Annotated in this window: 12 protein-coding genes, 1 tRNA gene and 1 pseudogene; 13 read left to right on the top strand and 1 reads right to left on the bottom strand. The window is 62.9% G+C overall.

All coding sequences use genetic code 11. The annotated features are described in order from the left end of the window. Positions 1 to 36: 36 nt before the first annotated feature. The 7 genes from JFU57_RS09310 (at position 37) to JFU57_RS09280 (ending at position 8,478) form a co-directional block, all read left to right on the top strand. A complete protein-coding gene (locus JFU57_RS09310) occupies positions 37 to 1,149 on the top strand; it encodes an ABC transporter substrate-binding protein (RefSeq protein ID WP_201129029.1) in 1,113 nt (370 codons plus the stop codon). A 10-nt stretch (positions 1,150 to 1,159) separates the two neighbouring features. Beyond that, positions 1,160 to 1,996: an ABC transporter permease gene (locus tag JFU57_RS09305; RefSeq protein WP_078469353.1), complete on the top strand. Its 837-nt coding sequence runs from the start codon at positions 1,160 to 1,162 to the stop codon at positions 1,994 to 1,996. Positions 1,997 to 2,003: 7 nt separating this feature from the next. Continuing rightward, positions 2,004 to 2,819: an ABC transporter permease gene (locus JFU57_RS09300; protein WP_078469352.1), complete on the top strand. Its 816-nt coding sequence runs from the start codon at positions 2,004 to 2,006 to the stop codon at positions 2,817 to 2,819. A 520-nt stretch (positions 2,820 to 3,339) separates the two neighbouring features. Further along, on the top strand, positions 3,340 to 3,819 hold the full coding sequence (locus JFU57_RS09295) for a formate dehydrogenase subunit gamma (RefSeq protein ID WP_201129027.1): 480 nt from the start codon (positions 3,340 to 3,342) through the stop codon (positions 3,817 to 3,819). Then, a complete protein-coding gene (locus tag JFU57_RS09290; protein WP_201129025.1) occupies positions 3,816 to 5,375 on the top strand; it encodes a formate dehydrogenase beta subunit in 1,560 nt (519 codons plus the stop codon). The genes JFU57_RS09295 and JFU57_RS09290 overlap by 4 nt, the downstream gene beginning before the upstream one ends. Further along, complete coding sequence (fdhF, locus tag JFU57_RS09285) at positions 5,372 to 8,260, top strand: formate dehydrogenase subunit alpha (protein ID WP_201129023.1); 2,889 nt, start codon at positions 5,372 to 5,374, stop codon at positions 8,258 to 8,260. The genes JFU57_RS09290 and fdhF overlap by 4 nt, the downstream gene beginning before the upstream one ends. Then, the gene (locus tag JFU57_RS09280; RefSeq protein WP_020299883.1) at positions 8,257 to 8,478 is read left to right on the top strand and encodes a formate dehydrogenase subunit delta; all 222 of its coding nucleotides are present in this window, start codon (positions 8,257 to 8,259) and stop codon (positions 8,476 to 8,478) included. The genes fdhF and JFU57_RS09280 overlap by 4 nt, the downstream gene beginning before the upstream one ends. 103 nt (positions 8,479 to 8,581) lie before the next feature. Here JFU57_RS09280 and JFU57_RS09275 read toward each other — a convergent pair whose 3' ends face one another. Next, entirely contained in the window at positions 8,582 to 9,169 is a 588-nt protein-coding gene (locus JFU57_RS09275; protein WP_342032564.1) for an amidase, read from the bottom strand. A gap of 255 nt (positions 9,170 to 9,424) precedes the next feature. On the opposite strand from JFU57_RS09275, the gene JFU57_RS09270 reads away from it, so the two are divergent. From JFU57_RS09270 to JFU57_RS09250, 6 genes and pseudogenes are all read left to right on the top strand, one after another. Beyond that, positions 9,425 to 9,500, top strand: a tRNA-Thr gene (locus tag JFU57_RS09270). A 187-nt stretch (positions 9,501 to 9,687) separates the two neighbouring features. Continuing rightward, positions 9,688 to 9,948 (top strand): hypothetical protein, encoded by a 261-nt coding sequence (locus tag JFU57_RS09265; protein WP_201129019.1) that lies wholly within the window; start codon positions 9,688 to 9,690, stop codon positions 9,946 to 9,948. A 681-nt stretch (positions 9,949 to 10,629) separates the two neighbouring features. Next, a pseudogene (locus tag JFU57_RS33585) lies at positions 10,630 to 10,728 on the top strand (DUF6124 family protein); the annotation flags it as partial. Positions 10,729 to 10,890: 162 nt separating this feature from the next. Next, the gene (locus JFU57_RS09260; RefSeq protein ID WP_150573250.1) at positions 10,891 to 11,391 is read left to right on the top strand and encodes a sigma-70 family RNA polymerase sigma factor; all 501 of its coding nucleotides are present in this window, start codon (positions 10,891 to 10,893) and stop codon (positions 11,389 to 11,391) included. Between the two features lie 11 nt (positions 11,392 to 11,402). After that, a complete protein-coding gene (locus tag JFU57_RS09255; RefSeq protein WP_201132093.1) occupies positions 11,403 to 12,338 on the top strand; it encodes a FecR domain-containing protein in 936 nt (311 codons plus the stop codon). A 111-nt stretch (positions 12,339 to 12,449) separates the two neighbouring features. Then, on the top strand, positions 12,450 to 14,867 hold the full coding sequence (locus tag JFU57_RS09250; protein ID WP_201129017.1) for a TonB-dependent siderophore receptor: 2,418 nt from the start codon (positions 12,450 to 12,452) through the stop codon (positions 14,865 to 14,867). Positions 14,868 to 14,931: the final 64 nt, after the last annotated feature.

Here is a 14,931-nt window from a genome sequence, read left to right as displayed (position 1 = left end):
CCGCTGAAGGGTGCCGGCCCAGCGAGGACTTGCCCCATGAGCCAGGACCATCAGCGCGACAGCATTCAGATCCTGATCGACAAAGCCCGCACCGGGCAGATCGACCGCCGCAGTTTCATCCAGGCCATGGGGTTGCTCGCGGCCCTGCCGCTGGCCATGCGCAGCGGCATCAGCTGGGCAGCGGACAAGCCGCTGGTGGTGGTCAACTGGGGCGGCGATGCGCTGGATGCGTTTCGCAAGGCCTGGACCGACAGCTTCACCCGCAACACCGGGATCGCGGTGCGCATCGACGGCGCCGGGCCGACCGAGGGCGCCATCCGCTCGCAACTGGCCAGCGGCCGCCCCAGCTGGGACGTGGTCGATGTCGACAGTTACAGCGCCATGACCCTGGGCCGCGACCAGGTTCTGCAACCCCTGGACTACAGCATCGTGCAGCGCGACCTGGTGGCCCCGGAGCTGTCCCACGAACACGGGATCGCCGGTTATCTGTTCAGCTACGTGATTGCCTGGGACAGCCAGAAATTCGGCGACAACGGACCGAAGAACTGGGCCGATTTCTGGAACGTGGAAAAATTTCCCGGCAAGCGCACCCTCTACAAATGGATGAACGGCATGCTCGAAGCGGCGCTGCTGGCCGACGGCGTAGCGGCGCATCAGCTGTACCCGCTGGACGTGCCCCGGGCGTTGCGCAAAATCGACGAACTCAAGCCCCACGTCCTGTCGTTCTGGGGGTCGGGCGCGGAAAGCCAGCAGTTGATGATCGAGGGCGAAGCCTCGGTCGGCGCCATCTGGCACACCCGCGCCACCCTGCTCGCCGAAGACAGCGAAAACCGCATCAAGTGGAGCTTCGACAACGCCTTTATCAACGCCAGCAGTTGGGGCGTGCTCAAGGACAACCCGGCCGGGCGGCCGGCGGCTATGCAGTTCATCCAGCACGCGTTGCAGCCGGCAGGCCAGCTCACACTGTTCGAAAGCCTGGGCAACGGCCCGTCCAACCCGGCCACCCAGCAGTTGATGAGCGCCGAGCAGCGCGAGCGCAACTGCGCCTCCGAGGAGAACCTGAAGAAGCAGATCTTCCTCGACACCCAGTGGTACGCCGACCACTACGCCAGCACCCTGGAACAGTACCTGACCCACCTGTCCAAGTGAGCCGTCGACCATGAGTGCAACCCGAACCGCTCGCCTGGAACGCAACCTGCTGCTGTTCCCCCTGCCGCTGCTGCTGGTGGTGTTTTACCTGCTGCCGTTTTTCGGCGTGGTCGGCTGGAGCTTCACCCTGCCCGAACCCGGCCTCGACCAGTATCAGCGCATCGCCACCGACCCGGCGATCCACGACATGCTCTGGCGCACCTTGCGCCTGTGCCTGACGGTCAGCGTGCTGGCGCTGCTGATCGGCTACCTGCTGGCCTATTGCTGGGTGTTCAGCCCGCCGTTCTGGCAGCGGGTGGTGGAAATCTGCGTGTTTATCCCGTTCTGGATCTCGGTGCTGGTGCGGGCCTTCGGCTGGCTGATCGCCCTGCGCAGCAACGGTGTGGTCAACGACAGCCTGATGGCCCTGGGGCTGGTGGATCACCCGCTGCAACTGACCCGCAACGAACTGGGGGTGGTAATCGGCATGCTCCACTTCATGATTCCCTATGCGTTGTTTCCACTGCTGTCGAGCATGCGCCAGCTCGACCAGCGCGTGCTGCTGGCTTCGCGCGGGCTCGGCGCCAGCGCCTTGCGCACCTTCTGGCAGGTGCTGTTGCCGCAGACCCTGCCCGGGCTGCTGGGGGCCTTCATCATGGTCTTTGTGTTCTGCCTGGGCTTTTTCATCACCCCGGTGCTGCTCGGTGGCGGGCAGACCGTGATGATTGCCGAATACGTGTTCCTGCAAATGTTCCAGACCAGCAACTGGGGCCTGGGCGCGGCGCTCAGCCTGGTGCTGCTGGCCCTGGTCAGCGCGCTGATCTGGCTGCTGCTGCGCATCACCCGCGTCAACCGACTGGTGAGCTGAGGACTTTATGAATACACATCGCACTGCCCCGAGTACCCGGCTGCTGGCCGTGGTCGCCATGGCCTTCATGCTGTTTCCGTTGCTGACGGTGATCCCGGTGTCCTTCACCGCCAAGCGCTACCTGTCGATGCCCGACGGCAACTGGTCGCTGCGTCACTACGAAGCGCTGCTGAGCAACCCCGACTGGCTGTCGAGCATCGGCCAGAGCCTGGCCATCGCCACCGCCACCAGCCTGATCGCGACCCTGCTGGCGGTGAGTTTCAGCCTCGGCATCTGGTACCTGCGCTCACGCCTGGCGACCTTGCTGATCGGCCTGGTGCTGCTGCCCATGGCCATTCCGCCGGTGATCTCGGCGCTGGTCCTGTACTTCATGGAAACCAACCTCAGCCGCATCGCCCCAGGCCTGGGCTACGACACCCTGCCCGGGGTGGTGATCGCCCATGTGGTGATGGTGGTGCCCTATGGCGTGGTGACAATGCTGGTGGCCCTGAGCCAGATCGACCGGCGCATCGAACTGGCCTCGCGCAACCTCGGAGCCAGCTTGATGCAGACCACCTTCCTGGTGATGCTGCCGAACCTCAAGCTGGGGATTTTTTCCACCGCGCTGCTGAGCTTTGCCCTGTCCTGGGAAGAAGTGGCGGTGACCCTGTTTATCACCAGCGTCGATGTCAACACCTTGCCGCGACGGATCTGGGGCGGCCTGCGCGATAACGTCGACCCCAGCGTGGCGGCGATTTCGGTGCTGCTGATCGGCGTCACCCTGCTGGTGCTGCTGGCCCGCCTGGCCTTGCAGTACGCCGCCCAGCGCCGCGCCCGTTCCTAACCCCCCTTTTTGTGGCGAGGGCGCTTGCTCCCGCTGGCTGGCAACGCCAGCCCAATGGCTGAGTCCCGGTTCCGACCGACGAACCGCGGGCTCTACCGCCGCTGGGCGCCCGAGCGGGAGCAAGCTCCCTCGCCACAGTGCCCACCCTCCTCTTTGGGCGGCGCCACTGACTATTACGCCTACAACTGATCGGGGTCATACCTGGACACGTATCTTTTGTCCGATATTCAGCCCGCGGCCCGTCAGGTTGCATCGACTCTTCTAGACTCAATAGGCAGTCGTGCATGGAACTGAACATGTCGCTTCCGAGCCATTGAATCGGAGGCGGCGTGGCAAGCTGCCCTTTATGCCCTGAACAGGTGCGGCGAAGACCGCGCCGGGTACAACAAGATGCCCGCTCAGGGTGCCTGGCCAACGGCCTGAACATGCCGCGATACCGTGACGTGGCGTGACTGCCGCAGCCGACACTTTCGGACAGCCGACAGCCTTTGGGCGTGTCCGTGACCGTGAGGAATGCTGTATGCCTGATGAGATGTTGCACCTGCCTATGGTCAACAGCCTGCTGGAGCGCCACCAGGGCTCCCCCGGCGCACTGTTGCCGATCCTTCATGAAATTCAGGAGGGCATCGGCTACATCCCCGATGCCGCCATCCCCGAGATTGCCCACGCCCTGAACCAGAGTCAGGCCGAGATTCGCGGGGTAATCAGCTTCTACCATGACTTTCGCACCGCACCGCCGGCGCGCCATATCCTGCGCCTGTGCCGGGCCGAGTCATGCCAGAGCCGCGGCGCCGAGCAACTGGCGGCGCACCTGCGCGAGCGCCTGCAATTGGACGACCACGGCAGCAGCGCCGATGGCAGCATCAGCCTGCGCCCGGTGTATTGCCTGGGCGCCTGTGCCTGCTCGCCCGCCCTGGAACTGGATGGCCAGGTTCACGCGCGCCTGAACGCCGAGCGACTCGATGCGCTGCTCGACAGCTGTCGGGAGGATGCGCCATGAACCGCCTGTACCTGCCCTGTGACTCCCTGGCCCGCGCGGTCGGCGCCGATGCCGTGGCCAGCGCCCTGGTGACCCAGGCCGAGCAACGCCACTGGCCGCTGGACCTGCATCGCACCAGCTCGCGCGGGCTGTACTGGCTTGAGCCCATGCTGGAAGTCGACACCCCCGAGGGGCGCATCGGCTTCGGCCCGCTGACCGCCGCCGATGTCCCCTCCCTGCTTGACGCCCTGCAAGGCGACGCCAGCGCTCATCCACTGGCCCTGGGTCTGGTGGAACAACTGCCGTATCTGCACAGCCAGCAACGCCTGCTGTTTGCCCGCGCCGGCATCACCCGGCCACTGTCCCTGGATGACTACCGAGCCCACGGCGGCTTTGAGGGTCTGGCCCGGGCCGTGACCCTGGGCGGCGAACAGACCGCCACCGCGGTGTTCGATTCCGGCCTGCGTGGCCGGGGCGGCGCGGCATTTCCGGCGGGGATCAAATGGCGCACCGTGCGCGGCACCCAGGCGGCGCAAAAGTACATCGTGTGCAACGCCGACGAAGGCGACTCCGGCACCTTCGCCGACCGCATGCTGATGGAAGGCGACCCGTTTCTGCTGATCGAAGGCATGGCCATCGCCGGCATCAGCGTCGGCGCCAGCTACGGCTATATTTACGTGCGCTCGGAGTACCCGCAGGCCGTGGCCACCCTGCGCGAAGCGCTGGAGATCGCGCGCCGCAACGGTTACCTCGGGGCCAATGTCGGCGGCAGCGGCCAGGCGTTCGATATGGAAGTGCGGGTCGGCGCCGGGGCCTATATCTGCGGCGAAGAAACCGCGCTGCTGGACTCCCTGGAAGGCAAGCGCGGGATCGTCCGCGCCAAGCCGCCGATCCCGGCCCTGCAAGGGCTGTTCGGCCTGCCGACCCTGGTGCACAACGTGCTGACCCTGGCCTCGGTGCCGCTGATCCTGGCCAAGGGTGCACAGTTCTATCGCGACTACGGCATGGGGCGCTCCCTGGGCACCATGCCCTTCCAGCTGGCGGGCAATGTGCGCCACGGCGGCCTGGTGGAACGCGCCTTCGGCCTGACCCTGCGCGAGCTGGTGGAAGACTACGGCGGCGGCACCGCCAGCGGCCGCCCGTTGAAAGCGGCCCAGGTCGGCGGCCCGCTTGGCGCCTGGGTGCCACCGTCGCAATTCGACACGCCACTGGATTACGAAGCCTTCGCCGCCATGGGCGCGATGCTTGGCCACGGCGGCGTGGTGGTCGCCGATGACAGCCTGGACATGGCGCACATGGCGCGCTTCGCCCTGCAATTCTGCGCCGAGGAATCCTGCGGTAAATGCACCCCATGCCGGATCGGTTCGACCCGCGGCATGGAGGTCATCGACCGCCTGCTGGCGGCGCCCGACCAGGACCATCGCGAACAGCAGGCCATCATCCTCAAAGACCTGTGCGACACCCTGCAATATGGCTCGCTGTGCGCCCTCGGGGGCATGACCTCCTACCCGGTCGCCAGCGCCCTCAAGCACTTCCCCGCCGACTTCGGTCTGCATGCCGCGGAGGCTGAGCAATGATCATCCAATTCGACCCCGCCAAAGACATGGATCTTGGCACCCCGGCCCGCGAGAGCCAGGTGCAGGTCACCCTGAACATCGACGGGCGCAGCATCAGCGTGCCCCAAGGCACCTCGGTGATGCGCGCCGCCGCGCTGCTGGGCACCAGCATCCCCAAACTGTGCGCCACCGACAGCCTGGAAGCCTTCGGCTCGTGCCGCATGTGCCTGGTGGAAATCGACGGCATGCGCGGCTACCCGGCCTCCTGCACCACCCCGGTCAGCGAGGGCATGAGCGTGCACACGCAAACACCGAAGCTTGCCACCCTGCGCCGCAACGTGATGGAGCTGTACATCTCCGACCACCCGCTGGACTGCCTGACCTGCTCGGCCAACGGCAACTGCGAACTGCAAACCGTGGCCGGCCAGGTCGGCCTGCGCGAGGTGCGTTACGGCTATGAAGGCGAGAACCACCTGAGTGATAAAAAGGACACCTCCAACCCCTACTTCGACTACGACCCCAGCAAGTGCATCGTCTGCAACCGTTGCGTGCGCGCCTGCGAGGAAACCCAGGGCACCTTCGCCCTGACCATCACCGGGCGCGGTTTCGAGTCGCGGGTGGCCGCCGCCGGTGGCGACAACTTCCTGGAGTCCGAATGCGTGTCCTGCGGCGCCTGCGTACAGGCGTGCCCGACCGCGACCCTGATGGAAAAAAGCGTGGTCGAACTGGGCCAGCCCGAGCGCAGCGTCATCACCACCTGCGCCTATTGCGGGGTCGGCTGCTCATTCCGCGCCGAGATGAAGGGCGACCAACTGGTGCGCATGGTCCCGGACAAGAACGGCCACGCCAACCACGGCCACTCCTGCGTCAAAGGGCGCTTCGCCTGGGGTTATGCGACCCACCCGGATCGCATCACCAAGCCGATGATCCGCAAGCACATCAGCGACCCGTGGCAGGAAGTCAGCTGGGATGAAGCCGTGACCTACGCCGCCAGCGAATTCCGCCGGCTGCAACAGACCTACGGCCGCGACTCGATCGGCGGCATCACTTCCAGCCGCTGCACCAACGAAGAAACCTACCTGGTGCAGAAACTGGTGCGCGCCGCCTTCGGCAACAACAACGTCGACACCTGCGCCCGGGTCTGCCACTCGCCCACCGGCTACGGCCTCAAGCAAACCCTGGGTGAATCCGCCGGGACCCAGAGCTTCGACTCGGTGATGCAGGCCGATGTGATCCTGGTGATGGGCGCCAACCCCAGCGATGCGCACCCGGTGTTCGCCTCCCAGCTCAAACGGCGCCTGCGCGAAGGCGCCAGGTTGATCGTGATCGACCCGCGGCGCATCGACCTGGTGGACTCGGTGCACGCCCGCGCCGAGCTGCACCTGGCCCTGCGCCCCGGCACCAACGTCGCCATGCTCAATGCCCTGGCCCACGTGATCGTCACCGAGGGCCTGCTCCAGCAGGACTTTATCGATGCCCGCTGCGAGGCTGCGGATTTCGTGCGCTGGAGCGAGTTTGTCAGCCGCCCCGAGAACTCGCCGGAGGTCCTGGGCCTGATCTGCGGCGTGCCCGCCTCCGACATCCGCGCCGCCGCGCGGCTTTACGCCACCGGTGGCAACGCGGCGATCTACTACGGCCTGGGCATCACCGAGCACAGCCAGGGCAGCACCGCGGTAATGGGCATCGCCAACCTGGCCATGGCCACCGGCAACATCGGCCGCGAAGGCGTGGGGGTCAACCCGCTGCGTGGGCAGAACAACGTCCAGGGCTCGTGCGACATGGGCTCGTTCCCCCACGAGCTGCCGGGCTACCGGCATATTTCCAACGACCTGGTGCGGGCGCAGTTCGAGCAGGCGTGGAACGTCAGCCTGCAACCGGACCCGGGCCTGCGCATCCCCAACATGTTCGAAGCAGCCCTGGGCGGCAGCTTCAAGGGCCTGTACTGCCAGGGCGAAGACATCGCCCAGAGCGACCCCAACACCCAGCACGTGACGGCCGCGCTGTCGGCCATGGAGTGCGTGGTGGTGCAGGACATCTTCCTCAACGAAACCGCCAAGTTCGCCCACGTGTTCCTGCCGGGCAGCTCGTTCCTGGAAAAAGACGGCACCTTCACCAATGCCGAACGACGCATCTCGCGGGTGCGCAAAGTCATGGAGCCCCTGGGCGGCAAGGCCGACTGGGAAGGCACCGTGGCCCTGGCCAACGCCCTGGGCTACCCCATGCACTATCAGCACCCATCAGAAATCATGGATGAAATCGCCAGCCTGACCCCGACCTTCACCAACGTCAGCTACGCCGAACTGGACCGCCACGGCAGCCTGCAATGGCCATGCAACCAGGACGCGCCGGACGGCACCCCGACCATGCACATCGACCAGTTCGTGCGCGGCAAGGGGCGCTTCATGCTGACCGGCTACGTGCCCACTGAAGAGAAGGTCAACGGCCGCTACCCACTGCTGCTGACCACCGGGCGCATCCTCAGCCAGTACAACGTCGGCGCCCAGACTCGCCGCACCGACAACGTCGCCTGGCACGATGAAGACCGCCTGGAAATCCACCCCACCGACGCCGAAAGCCGGGGCATCAACGAAGGCGACTGGGTCGGCATCGGCAGCCGCGCCGGGCAGACCGTACTTCGGGCCCGGGTCACCGAACGGGTGGCGGCGGGCGTGGTGTACACCACCTTCCACTTCCCCGAATCCGGGGCCAACGTGATCACCACCGACAACTCCGACTGGGCCACCAACTGCCCGGAGTACAAGGTCACGGCGGTGGAAGTCAGCCGCGTCTACCACCCTTCCGAATGGCAGAAACGCTACCAGGCGTTCAGTGACGAACAGCAGCGCCTGCTCAGCGAACGTCGCCAGGCACGCAAAGGCGGCGCTGCCGCGGAGGTCCGCCGATGAGCACCGCCAACCTGATCAAAATGGCCAACCAGATCGCCCAGTACTTCGCCAACGAGCCGGACCAGCAGCAAGCCATGCTCAGCGTGCGCAACCACCTGAAAATGTTCTGGACCCCCGGCATGCGCAAAGACCTGCTGGCCTGGCAAACCGAACACCAGGGGGCGCAACTGCATCCCCTGGTGCAAACCGCCGTCAGCGGCGCAGGGTGGGAGGCCTGAAAGTGACGAGATGAAAGGACAGAGCCCGTCGCTGGACGGGCTCTGGGGTGGCTTGGTGGCCAGTGCCGCCGTACCACCGACAGAGCATCAGTGGTGCGGCGTCTCAACGGCTCGGGCAGCGCGTCTCGACCGCCGGAGTGGCCACAATCGGCAGCGGTAGAGACTTCTGCGCCTGACCAAGAGGCAGCAGTTCGTAAACCCCAAACACACAGATCGCAGCCAGCTTGCCGTCGGCACCCGGGGCGTTGTTCAAGCCCACATAAACCTCATAACTGCGACCCGGCTCAAACTGCACCACCTTCTTCGCCGCCGGGCACGTCAGGTAAGTACTGCCATAGCTGCCCGCCGCCAGCCCCATGCTTTCCAGCAGGAAAGGCGTGCCAGCCGGCACCCGGTACTCGGCAACGATCTCGGTATACAACCCCTCGGCCATGCGACTCGCCCCCAGGTACTGCTGCATCTTCGGCGCATAACGCGGCGCCATATCCTGCTTGCCCGGCACCAGCGGCGCCTGTGGATAATTGATGCTCGGCTGCAAATCCTCGCCAAAGCGCCCGGCCTTGGCCAAGCCCCGGGTTTCGCCGACACACCCGGCGTAATCGGCGCCACGCACCTCGCCATTGGTGATCACCCGCAACTGCGCCGTCTGAGCACCCTGTGGGGGCTCGGCATAAGGCTGCACTGGTTTCACACTGCACCCACCGAGCAAAGCCAACGCGACGAAAACGAGGTTTTTCCTGAGATCCATGACCATTGGGGCTATTCCTGATAAACGGGGACAAAACGCAAACACGCCACCTTGGACACACCCTCAGCCGCACCGGACACACTCGCGCCCACGGCTTCCCAACCAAGCGCCAACCGCGCACCAGACGCCTGCGCAAAAATAGTCAGTTTTCAGGGGTTTACAGACGCCCGCCAATCGCTATAATCGTCGCCCTAACACGCCGGTATAGCTCAGTTGGTAGAGCAACTGACTTGTAATCAGTAGGTCCCGGGTTCGACTCCTGGTGCCGGCACCATATAGAACAACGAAAAAGGCTCACCGAAAGGTGGGCCTTTTTTGTTTTTCATATGTTTCGCGTTTTAGGCCAACGCTTCTAACCGCCTGGATTTGTCGGTAAAAGGTAACCCGCACCCTGATTTTGAGTTTCAGAACAGGGAAATTATTACTTTCTAACCACTAGATCGTTACCGCTGGAGAACCCAATGAGCTTCTACATGATTACCTACGGGATGACTCAAATCGAAGATCTCTTCATTGGCGAGACGAAGGAAAATACCGTAGCAAATGCGCGGGAACTCATTGACCAATGGCCCGAATACGCAGAGCTTTCAGACGAAGAAATCGTTGAGCTGGCCAAATCCGAACAAACCGAATTTGACCTGGTCGAGATTAACGCCCCTTGGCCAATCGATGGCACCAATCGCAGCCATCTCATAGCTCTTTATGAGCAACGATACAGCTGAGATAGCTGCTAATAGCGCTTGGAAAAGGTTGCCAATGAGCGCAACCAAAGTAGCCCCCTCAAGCCATGCAGTCCTTGATGGCTCAACTGATTAGCGTTGTTTTGCTCGCACGGTCACCGCGATGTGATGGATGGCTACTTCTCAGCTTTGTCTACTGCGGCAAAACCCACCCTTCTCGGTCGCCCTGCAGCAACCTATCCGCTTGGCCAATTCATTGCGCCAACCTGCGCCGGTCTCTTTCTTCCGGAAAGAGACCGGCGCTCCTACCGCTGCTGCAGCCCACTTCGTACAAGGCTTTGCGGCATCCCCCTCGTGACAATCGGCGTGACAAACACCGAAGTCACCCGCAACAGCGATGTAGATGATGGTGCCGCAGCACACAGAACGGACTGCACCTGACTGACAGTCAGGCATGCCCCTGTCATCGCTTCACTGCCTTCACCGACTCAGGATCTCGCGGCATTGGTCTCGTCAGCCAGCGCAGTCTCCACCCGCCCACGTCTTCGGAAGTGTTCAGGAGGCCAGATCATGAGATGCCCAAGCTCCCGGTCGTAAAGAGCCGCCAGTCCCGCGTTAGTGGACAACCCTCACAGGTCGCAGGGGCCTTGATCCCTGATAATACTCAGCATTCTTGGCGGGATGACGTGGGGAAGGCTTTAAAAGTTTTGGCTTCGAGAGACAGGGCCAAGTCGCAATTCGCTGCTGGGCGTGCATCAAATTCCGATGCTGGCAGAACTCTCAGTGAACCGGGCACTGGATCAGCTCGACCCAATTGCCTGATACGCTGCGCGTAAAAATCATGCTCGATCCGTAGAGTGCCTGTTCGCGATATCAGGTTTTCCACGGACTTCATTCAGTGGGTGCTATGGGAAGTCCCTTGCATTAAAATCCCGCCATCACGATAATGAGATCGATTACCATTTATACCTCGGTATCTCTCTCATGTCGGCGCTTGATCATTCGGCTCTTCATCGGTTGTACAGCGAACACAACAGTTGGCTGAAAGGCTGGTTGCGTGTGCGTTTGGGCAACGCCGCCGATGCTTCGGACCTGGCCCAGGACACGTTCCTGCGAGTGATGACGGCGCGCAATGACGCGCCCATCCGCGAACCCCGTGGTTATCTGAGCGCCATCGCCCGTTCGCTGCTGATCGATAAATCCCGTCGCCGCGCCATTGAGCAGGCTTACTTGCATGCGTTGGCCCAGCGGCCGGAACCGGTGGATGTTTCGCCGGAGATTCGCTTGTCCATCATCGAGATGCTGGTGGCGGTCGATAGCCTGCTAGATGAGCTGGGCCAGCGCACGCGGGAGATTTTCCTGGCGGTGCAGCTCGAAGGGCTGAGCTACGTGGCGGCGGCCGAGCGGTTCGGCGTGTCGGTGACCACGGTGAAGAATCATCTGATTCGCGCCATGACCCGATGCCTGTTGCTGGTGGATAACTGATGTCCTCGTCCCTGACCCTGGAGACGCTGGAAGCGGCCGCCACGTGGTACGTGCAGCTCAATGACGGTGCAGCCAGCGAAGCGCGCACGCAGGCGTGGCAGGCGTGGATGCAATCCAGCCCTGAACATGCGGCCGCTTGGTCGCGGGTTGAAAAACTTCAGCAGCAGTGGGCGATGATGCCGCAGCAGGCGGCGTTGTCCGGCCTGGGTGCAGCGCAAGCGCAACGCCGTGACGTACTGAAAATGCTCGGTATGCTGATGGTCGTTGGCGGCGGTTCATGGCTGGCCGTTGAGCAGGTGCCGTACCGCTCGATGCTGGCGCAACAGCGAACGGGCATCCGGGAACGTCGCTCGCTGCGCCTGGACGATGGCTCGCAACTGGAACTTAACGCCGACACCGCACTGGATATCCATTTCGACTCCAGACAGCGGCTGATCCAGCTACTCCGTGGCGAAATTATTGTGCAGACCGCCAAGGATCCCGCCCAGCGCCCCTTCATGGTTCAGACCGCGCAAGGGGGCGTGCGCGCGCTCGGCACCCGGTTCAGTGTGCGACAACTGCCTGAGCAAACGCGGGTCGGTGTGCTAGAGGCGGCGGTTGAAGTCAGCCCGCAGCGGCATGCCGATCACGCGCTGCGCCTGGAAACCGGCCAGCAGGTCACGTTCGATCGTGATCGGGTGGGCAGCGCCCGCCCCCTGCCAGCGGGTTCGACCGCCTGGGTGCAGGGAATGCTGAGCGTGGACGACTGGCGTCTAGGGGACTTCCTCGAGGAGTTGGGGCGCTATCGCCCGGGCGTGCTGCGCTGTGCCGCAGAGGTTCAGGGGTTGAGCATTTCGGGCGCCTTCCGCATCGATGATACGGATACAGTGCTGGAAAACCTGGGCAAATCCTTGCCGGTAAAAGTGCGTTACCTGACGCGTTACTGGGCCAGCATTGAACCGGTGTGAACCTGCGTCGCAGAATCTCAACCGGAAACCTTGCTGATTTCGATTCTCATCCGTCAATGACATAAGCCGCGATATAGCGGGTTTCTGCCATGACAACGGAAGGATCACTGAATGCCCCCGCTTCCCCTCAAAACCCCGACGCTGCTGACGCGCGCCGTTCGCCTGGCCGTAATGGGCGCTTCCCTCGCCAGCCTATCTGGCCTGGCGCTGATGCCGGTTCAGGTCATGGCTCAAAGCCTAAGCGCTTACCAGATCGCCCCCGGGCCGTTGGGTACCGCCCTGGCCCAGTTTGGTGTGCAAGCGGGGGTTACTATTTCGTTCGACACCGAGCAGGCTCGTCATCTCACAACGGCTGGGCTCAAAGGCTCATATAGCATCGAGGATGGGCTGTCGCGCCTGCTCGCCAACAGTGGACTGCAAGCGCAACGTCAGAACAATGGCGGGTACGTTCTGGTCGCGAACAGCACCGACGATGCCCTGGAACTGGGGACTACGCAAATCACCGCCAACCAGTTGGGCACCGTGACTGAAGGCACCGGTTCGTACACCCCTGGCACTATCGCTACGGCGACGCGCATGGTGCTGACGCCTCGAGAAACACCGCAATCGATCTCGGTGGTAACACGCCAGGTGATGGATGACTTCGGGCTTGAAGCCATCGATGACGTGATGCGCCATACTCCGGGCATCACCGTATCGACCTATGACACCGAGCGTACTAACTACTATTCCCGCGGTTTCTCCATCGTCAACTTCCAGTACGACGGTATCCCCACTCTGCGCGACGCCCAATATTCGGCGGGCCAGACCCTGACCGACATGGCGATCTATGATCGCGTCGAAGTTCTCAAGGGCGCTACCGGTCTGCTCACCGGGGCAGGCGGCCCAGGGGGTACCATCAACCTCGTTCGCAAGAAACCGACCTCCGAGTTCAAGAGCAGCATCGAACTGGGCGCCGGCTCCTGGGACAACTATCGCTCCCAAGTCGACGTCAGCGGTCCCCTGACCGAAACCGGCAACGTCCGCGGCCGTGTCGTAGCGGCGTATCAGGACAAACAATCGTTCCTCGATCATTACTCGCGCAAGACCGGTGTGCTATACGGCATCCTGGAGGTCGACCTGGATGAAAACACCCTGCTGACCCTCGGTGCCGATTATCAGGACAGCGATCCGAAAGGCTCCAGTTGGACCGGTACACGCACCATCTTTGATGCGACCGGCAAAAAGCTGGACCTGCCGCGTTCGTTCAACAACGGCCCGAAATGGGGCTCATGGGAACAGTACAGCCGCACGGCCTTCGCGAGCCTGGAACATACCTTTGATAATGGCTGGGTCACCAAAGGCCAATACAACCACCAGATCAACGGCTATGACGCCCCCCTGGGCTACATCTCCCAGGACTCCGCCACTGCCAGCTCCATCTACGCGCGCAAATACGTGGGCAAGACTACCAGCGACAGTCTCGATGTGTACGCCTCGGGGCCATTCGAGCTGTTCGGCCGCGAACACGAACTGGTGATCGGCCAGTCCCTGTCCATTTCCAAATGGAAAGCCAAGGACTACACCGCAACCACCTACTTCAACAACTCCTATGATTTCTACAACTGGGACGGCGATGCCACCGAGCCGCTGTGGACCGCCACCAAGTTCAACGACGAAACTACCCGCCAGACCGGCACCTACGTCACCGGTCGCTTCAGCCTGACGGATGAACTGCACCTGTTGCTCGGCTCACGTGTCGCCAACTACCAGGTGACCGGGACCAGCGACACTCAGGAAAGCGGAAAGGTGGTGCCGTATGCCGGCCTGACATATGACCTGAACGACAATTTCACCGCGTACGCCAGCTACACCGAAATCTTCCAGCCACAGACCCAGTACCGCACCCGCACCCGTGCCATGCTAGCCCCCAACGAAGGCAAGAACTATGAGTTCGGCCTCAAGGGTGAGTTCTTCGGTGGCCGTTTGAATTCCAGCCTCGCCTACTTCGAGGTGCACGAAGAAAACCGTCCGCTGGCCGACACGGCCTGGAACTCCCAGCCGGGCGTCGACTACTCGTACATCGGCACCAAGACCAAGACCAAGGGCTACGAAGCGGAAATCTCCGGCGAATTGGCCAAGGGCTGGCAGTTGCAAGCGGGGTATACCCATAAGATCGCCCGCAATAGCGATGGTGATAAAGTCGCCACCTGGGAACCGGAAGACCAGGTCAGCTTCTACAGCACCTACAAACTCCAGGGCAGCCTGGACAAGCTCACCGTCGGTGGCGGCGCGCGCTGGCAAAGCGCTGGCTGGCAGACCGTCAACAACTGGGGCTACCCCGGTGGTGGCCGCTACGAGAAATTCACCCAAGACCCCTACTGGCTGGTTGATCTGATGACCCGCTACCAAGTGACCGATAACCTTTCGGTCACCTTCAACGTCAACAACCTGTTCGACAAGCACTACTACACCAACATCGGTTTCTATGACTCGGCCTACCCTGGCGACCCACGCAACATGATGGTCACCACGCGCTGGGATTTCTGATTTCTGCGATCAAACCGGTTTCCTTTCTGCTGCTCATGCAACAAAGCCCTCGTATCGCTACGAG

Origin of the sequence: Pseudomonas sp. TH07 (assembly GCF_016651285.1) — a bacterium.
Lineage (GTDB): Bacteria > Pseudomonadota > Gammaproteobacteria > Pseudomonadales > Pseudomonadaceae > Aquipseudomonas.
The sequence above is the reverse complement of the archived record's forward strand: the minus strand, read 5'-3'. Positions and strand labels throughout refer to the sequence as shown.

Excerpts from the sequence above, each read along its gene's own strand:
- JFU57_RS09310 (WP_201129029.1), top strand. The coding sequence starts at position 37 with ATGAGCCAGGACCATCAGCGCGACAGCATTCAGATCCTGATCGACAAA.
- JFU57_RS09305 (WP_078469353.1), top strand. The coding sequence starts at position 1,160 with ATGAGTGCAACCCGAACCGCTCGCCTGGAACGCAACCTGCTGCTGTTC.
- JFU57_RS09300 (WP_078469352.1), top strand. The coding sequence starts at position 2,004 with ATGAATACACATCGCACTGCCCCGAGTACCCGGCTGCTGGCCGTGGTC.
- JFU57_RS09295 (WP_201129027.1), top strand. The coding sequence starts at position 3,340 with ATGCCTGATGAGATGTTGCACCTGCCTATGGTCAACAGCCTGCTGGAG.
- JFU57_RS09290 (WP_201129025.1), top strand. The coding sequence starts at position 3,816 with ATGAACCGCCTGTACCTGCCCTGTGACTCCCTGGCCCGCGCGGTCGGC.
- fdhF (WP_201129023.1), top strand. The coding sequence starts at position 5,372 with ATGATCATCCAATTCGACCCCGCCAAAGACATGGATCTTGGCACCCCG.
- JFU57_RS09280 (WP_020299883.1), top strand. The coding sequence starts at position 8,257 with ATGAGCACCGCCAACCTGATCAAAATGGCCAACCAGATCGCCCAGTAC.
- JFU57_RS09265 (WP_201129019.1), top strand. The coding sequence starts at position 9,688 with ATGAGCTTCTACATGATTACCTACGGGATGACTCAAATCGAAGATCTC.
- JFU57_RS09260 (WP_150573250.1), top strand. The coding sequence starts at position 10,891 with ATGTCGGCGCTTGATCATTCGGCTCTTCATCGGTTGTACAGCGAACAC.
- JFU57_RS09250 (WP_201129017.1), top strand. The coding sequence starts at position 12,450 with ATGCCCCCGCTTCCCCTCAAAACCCCGACGCTGCTGACGCGCGCCGTT.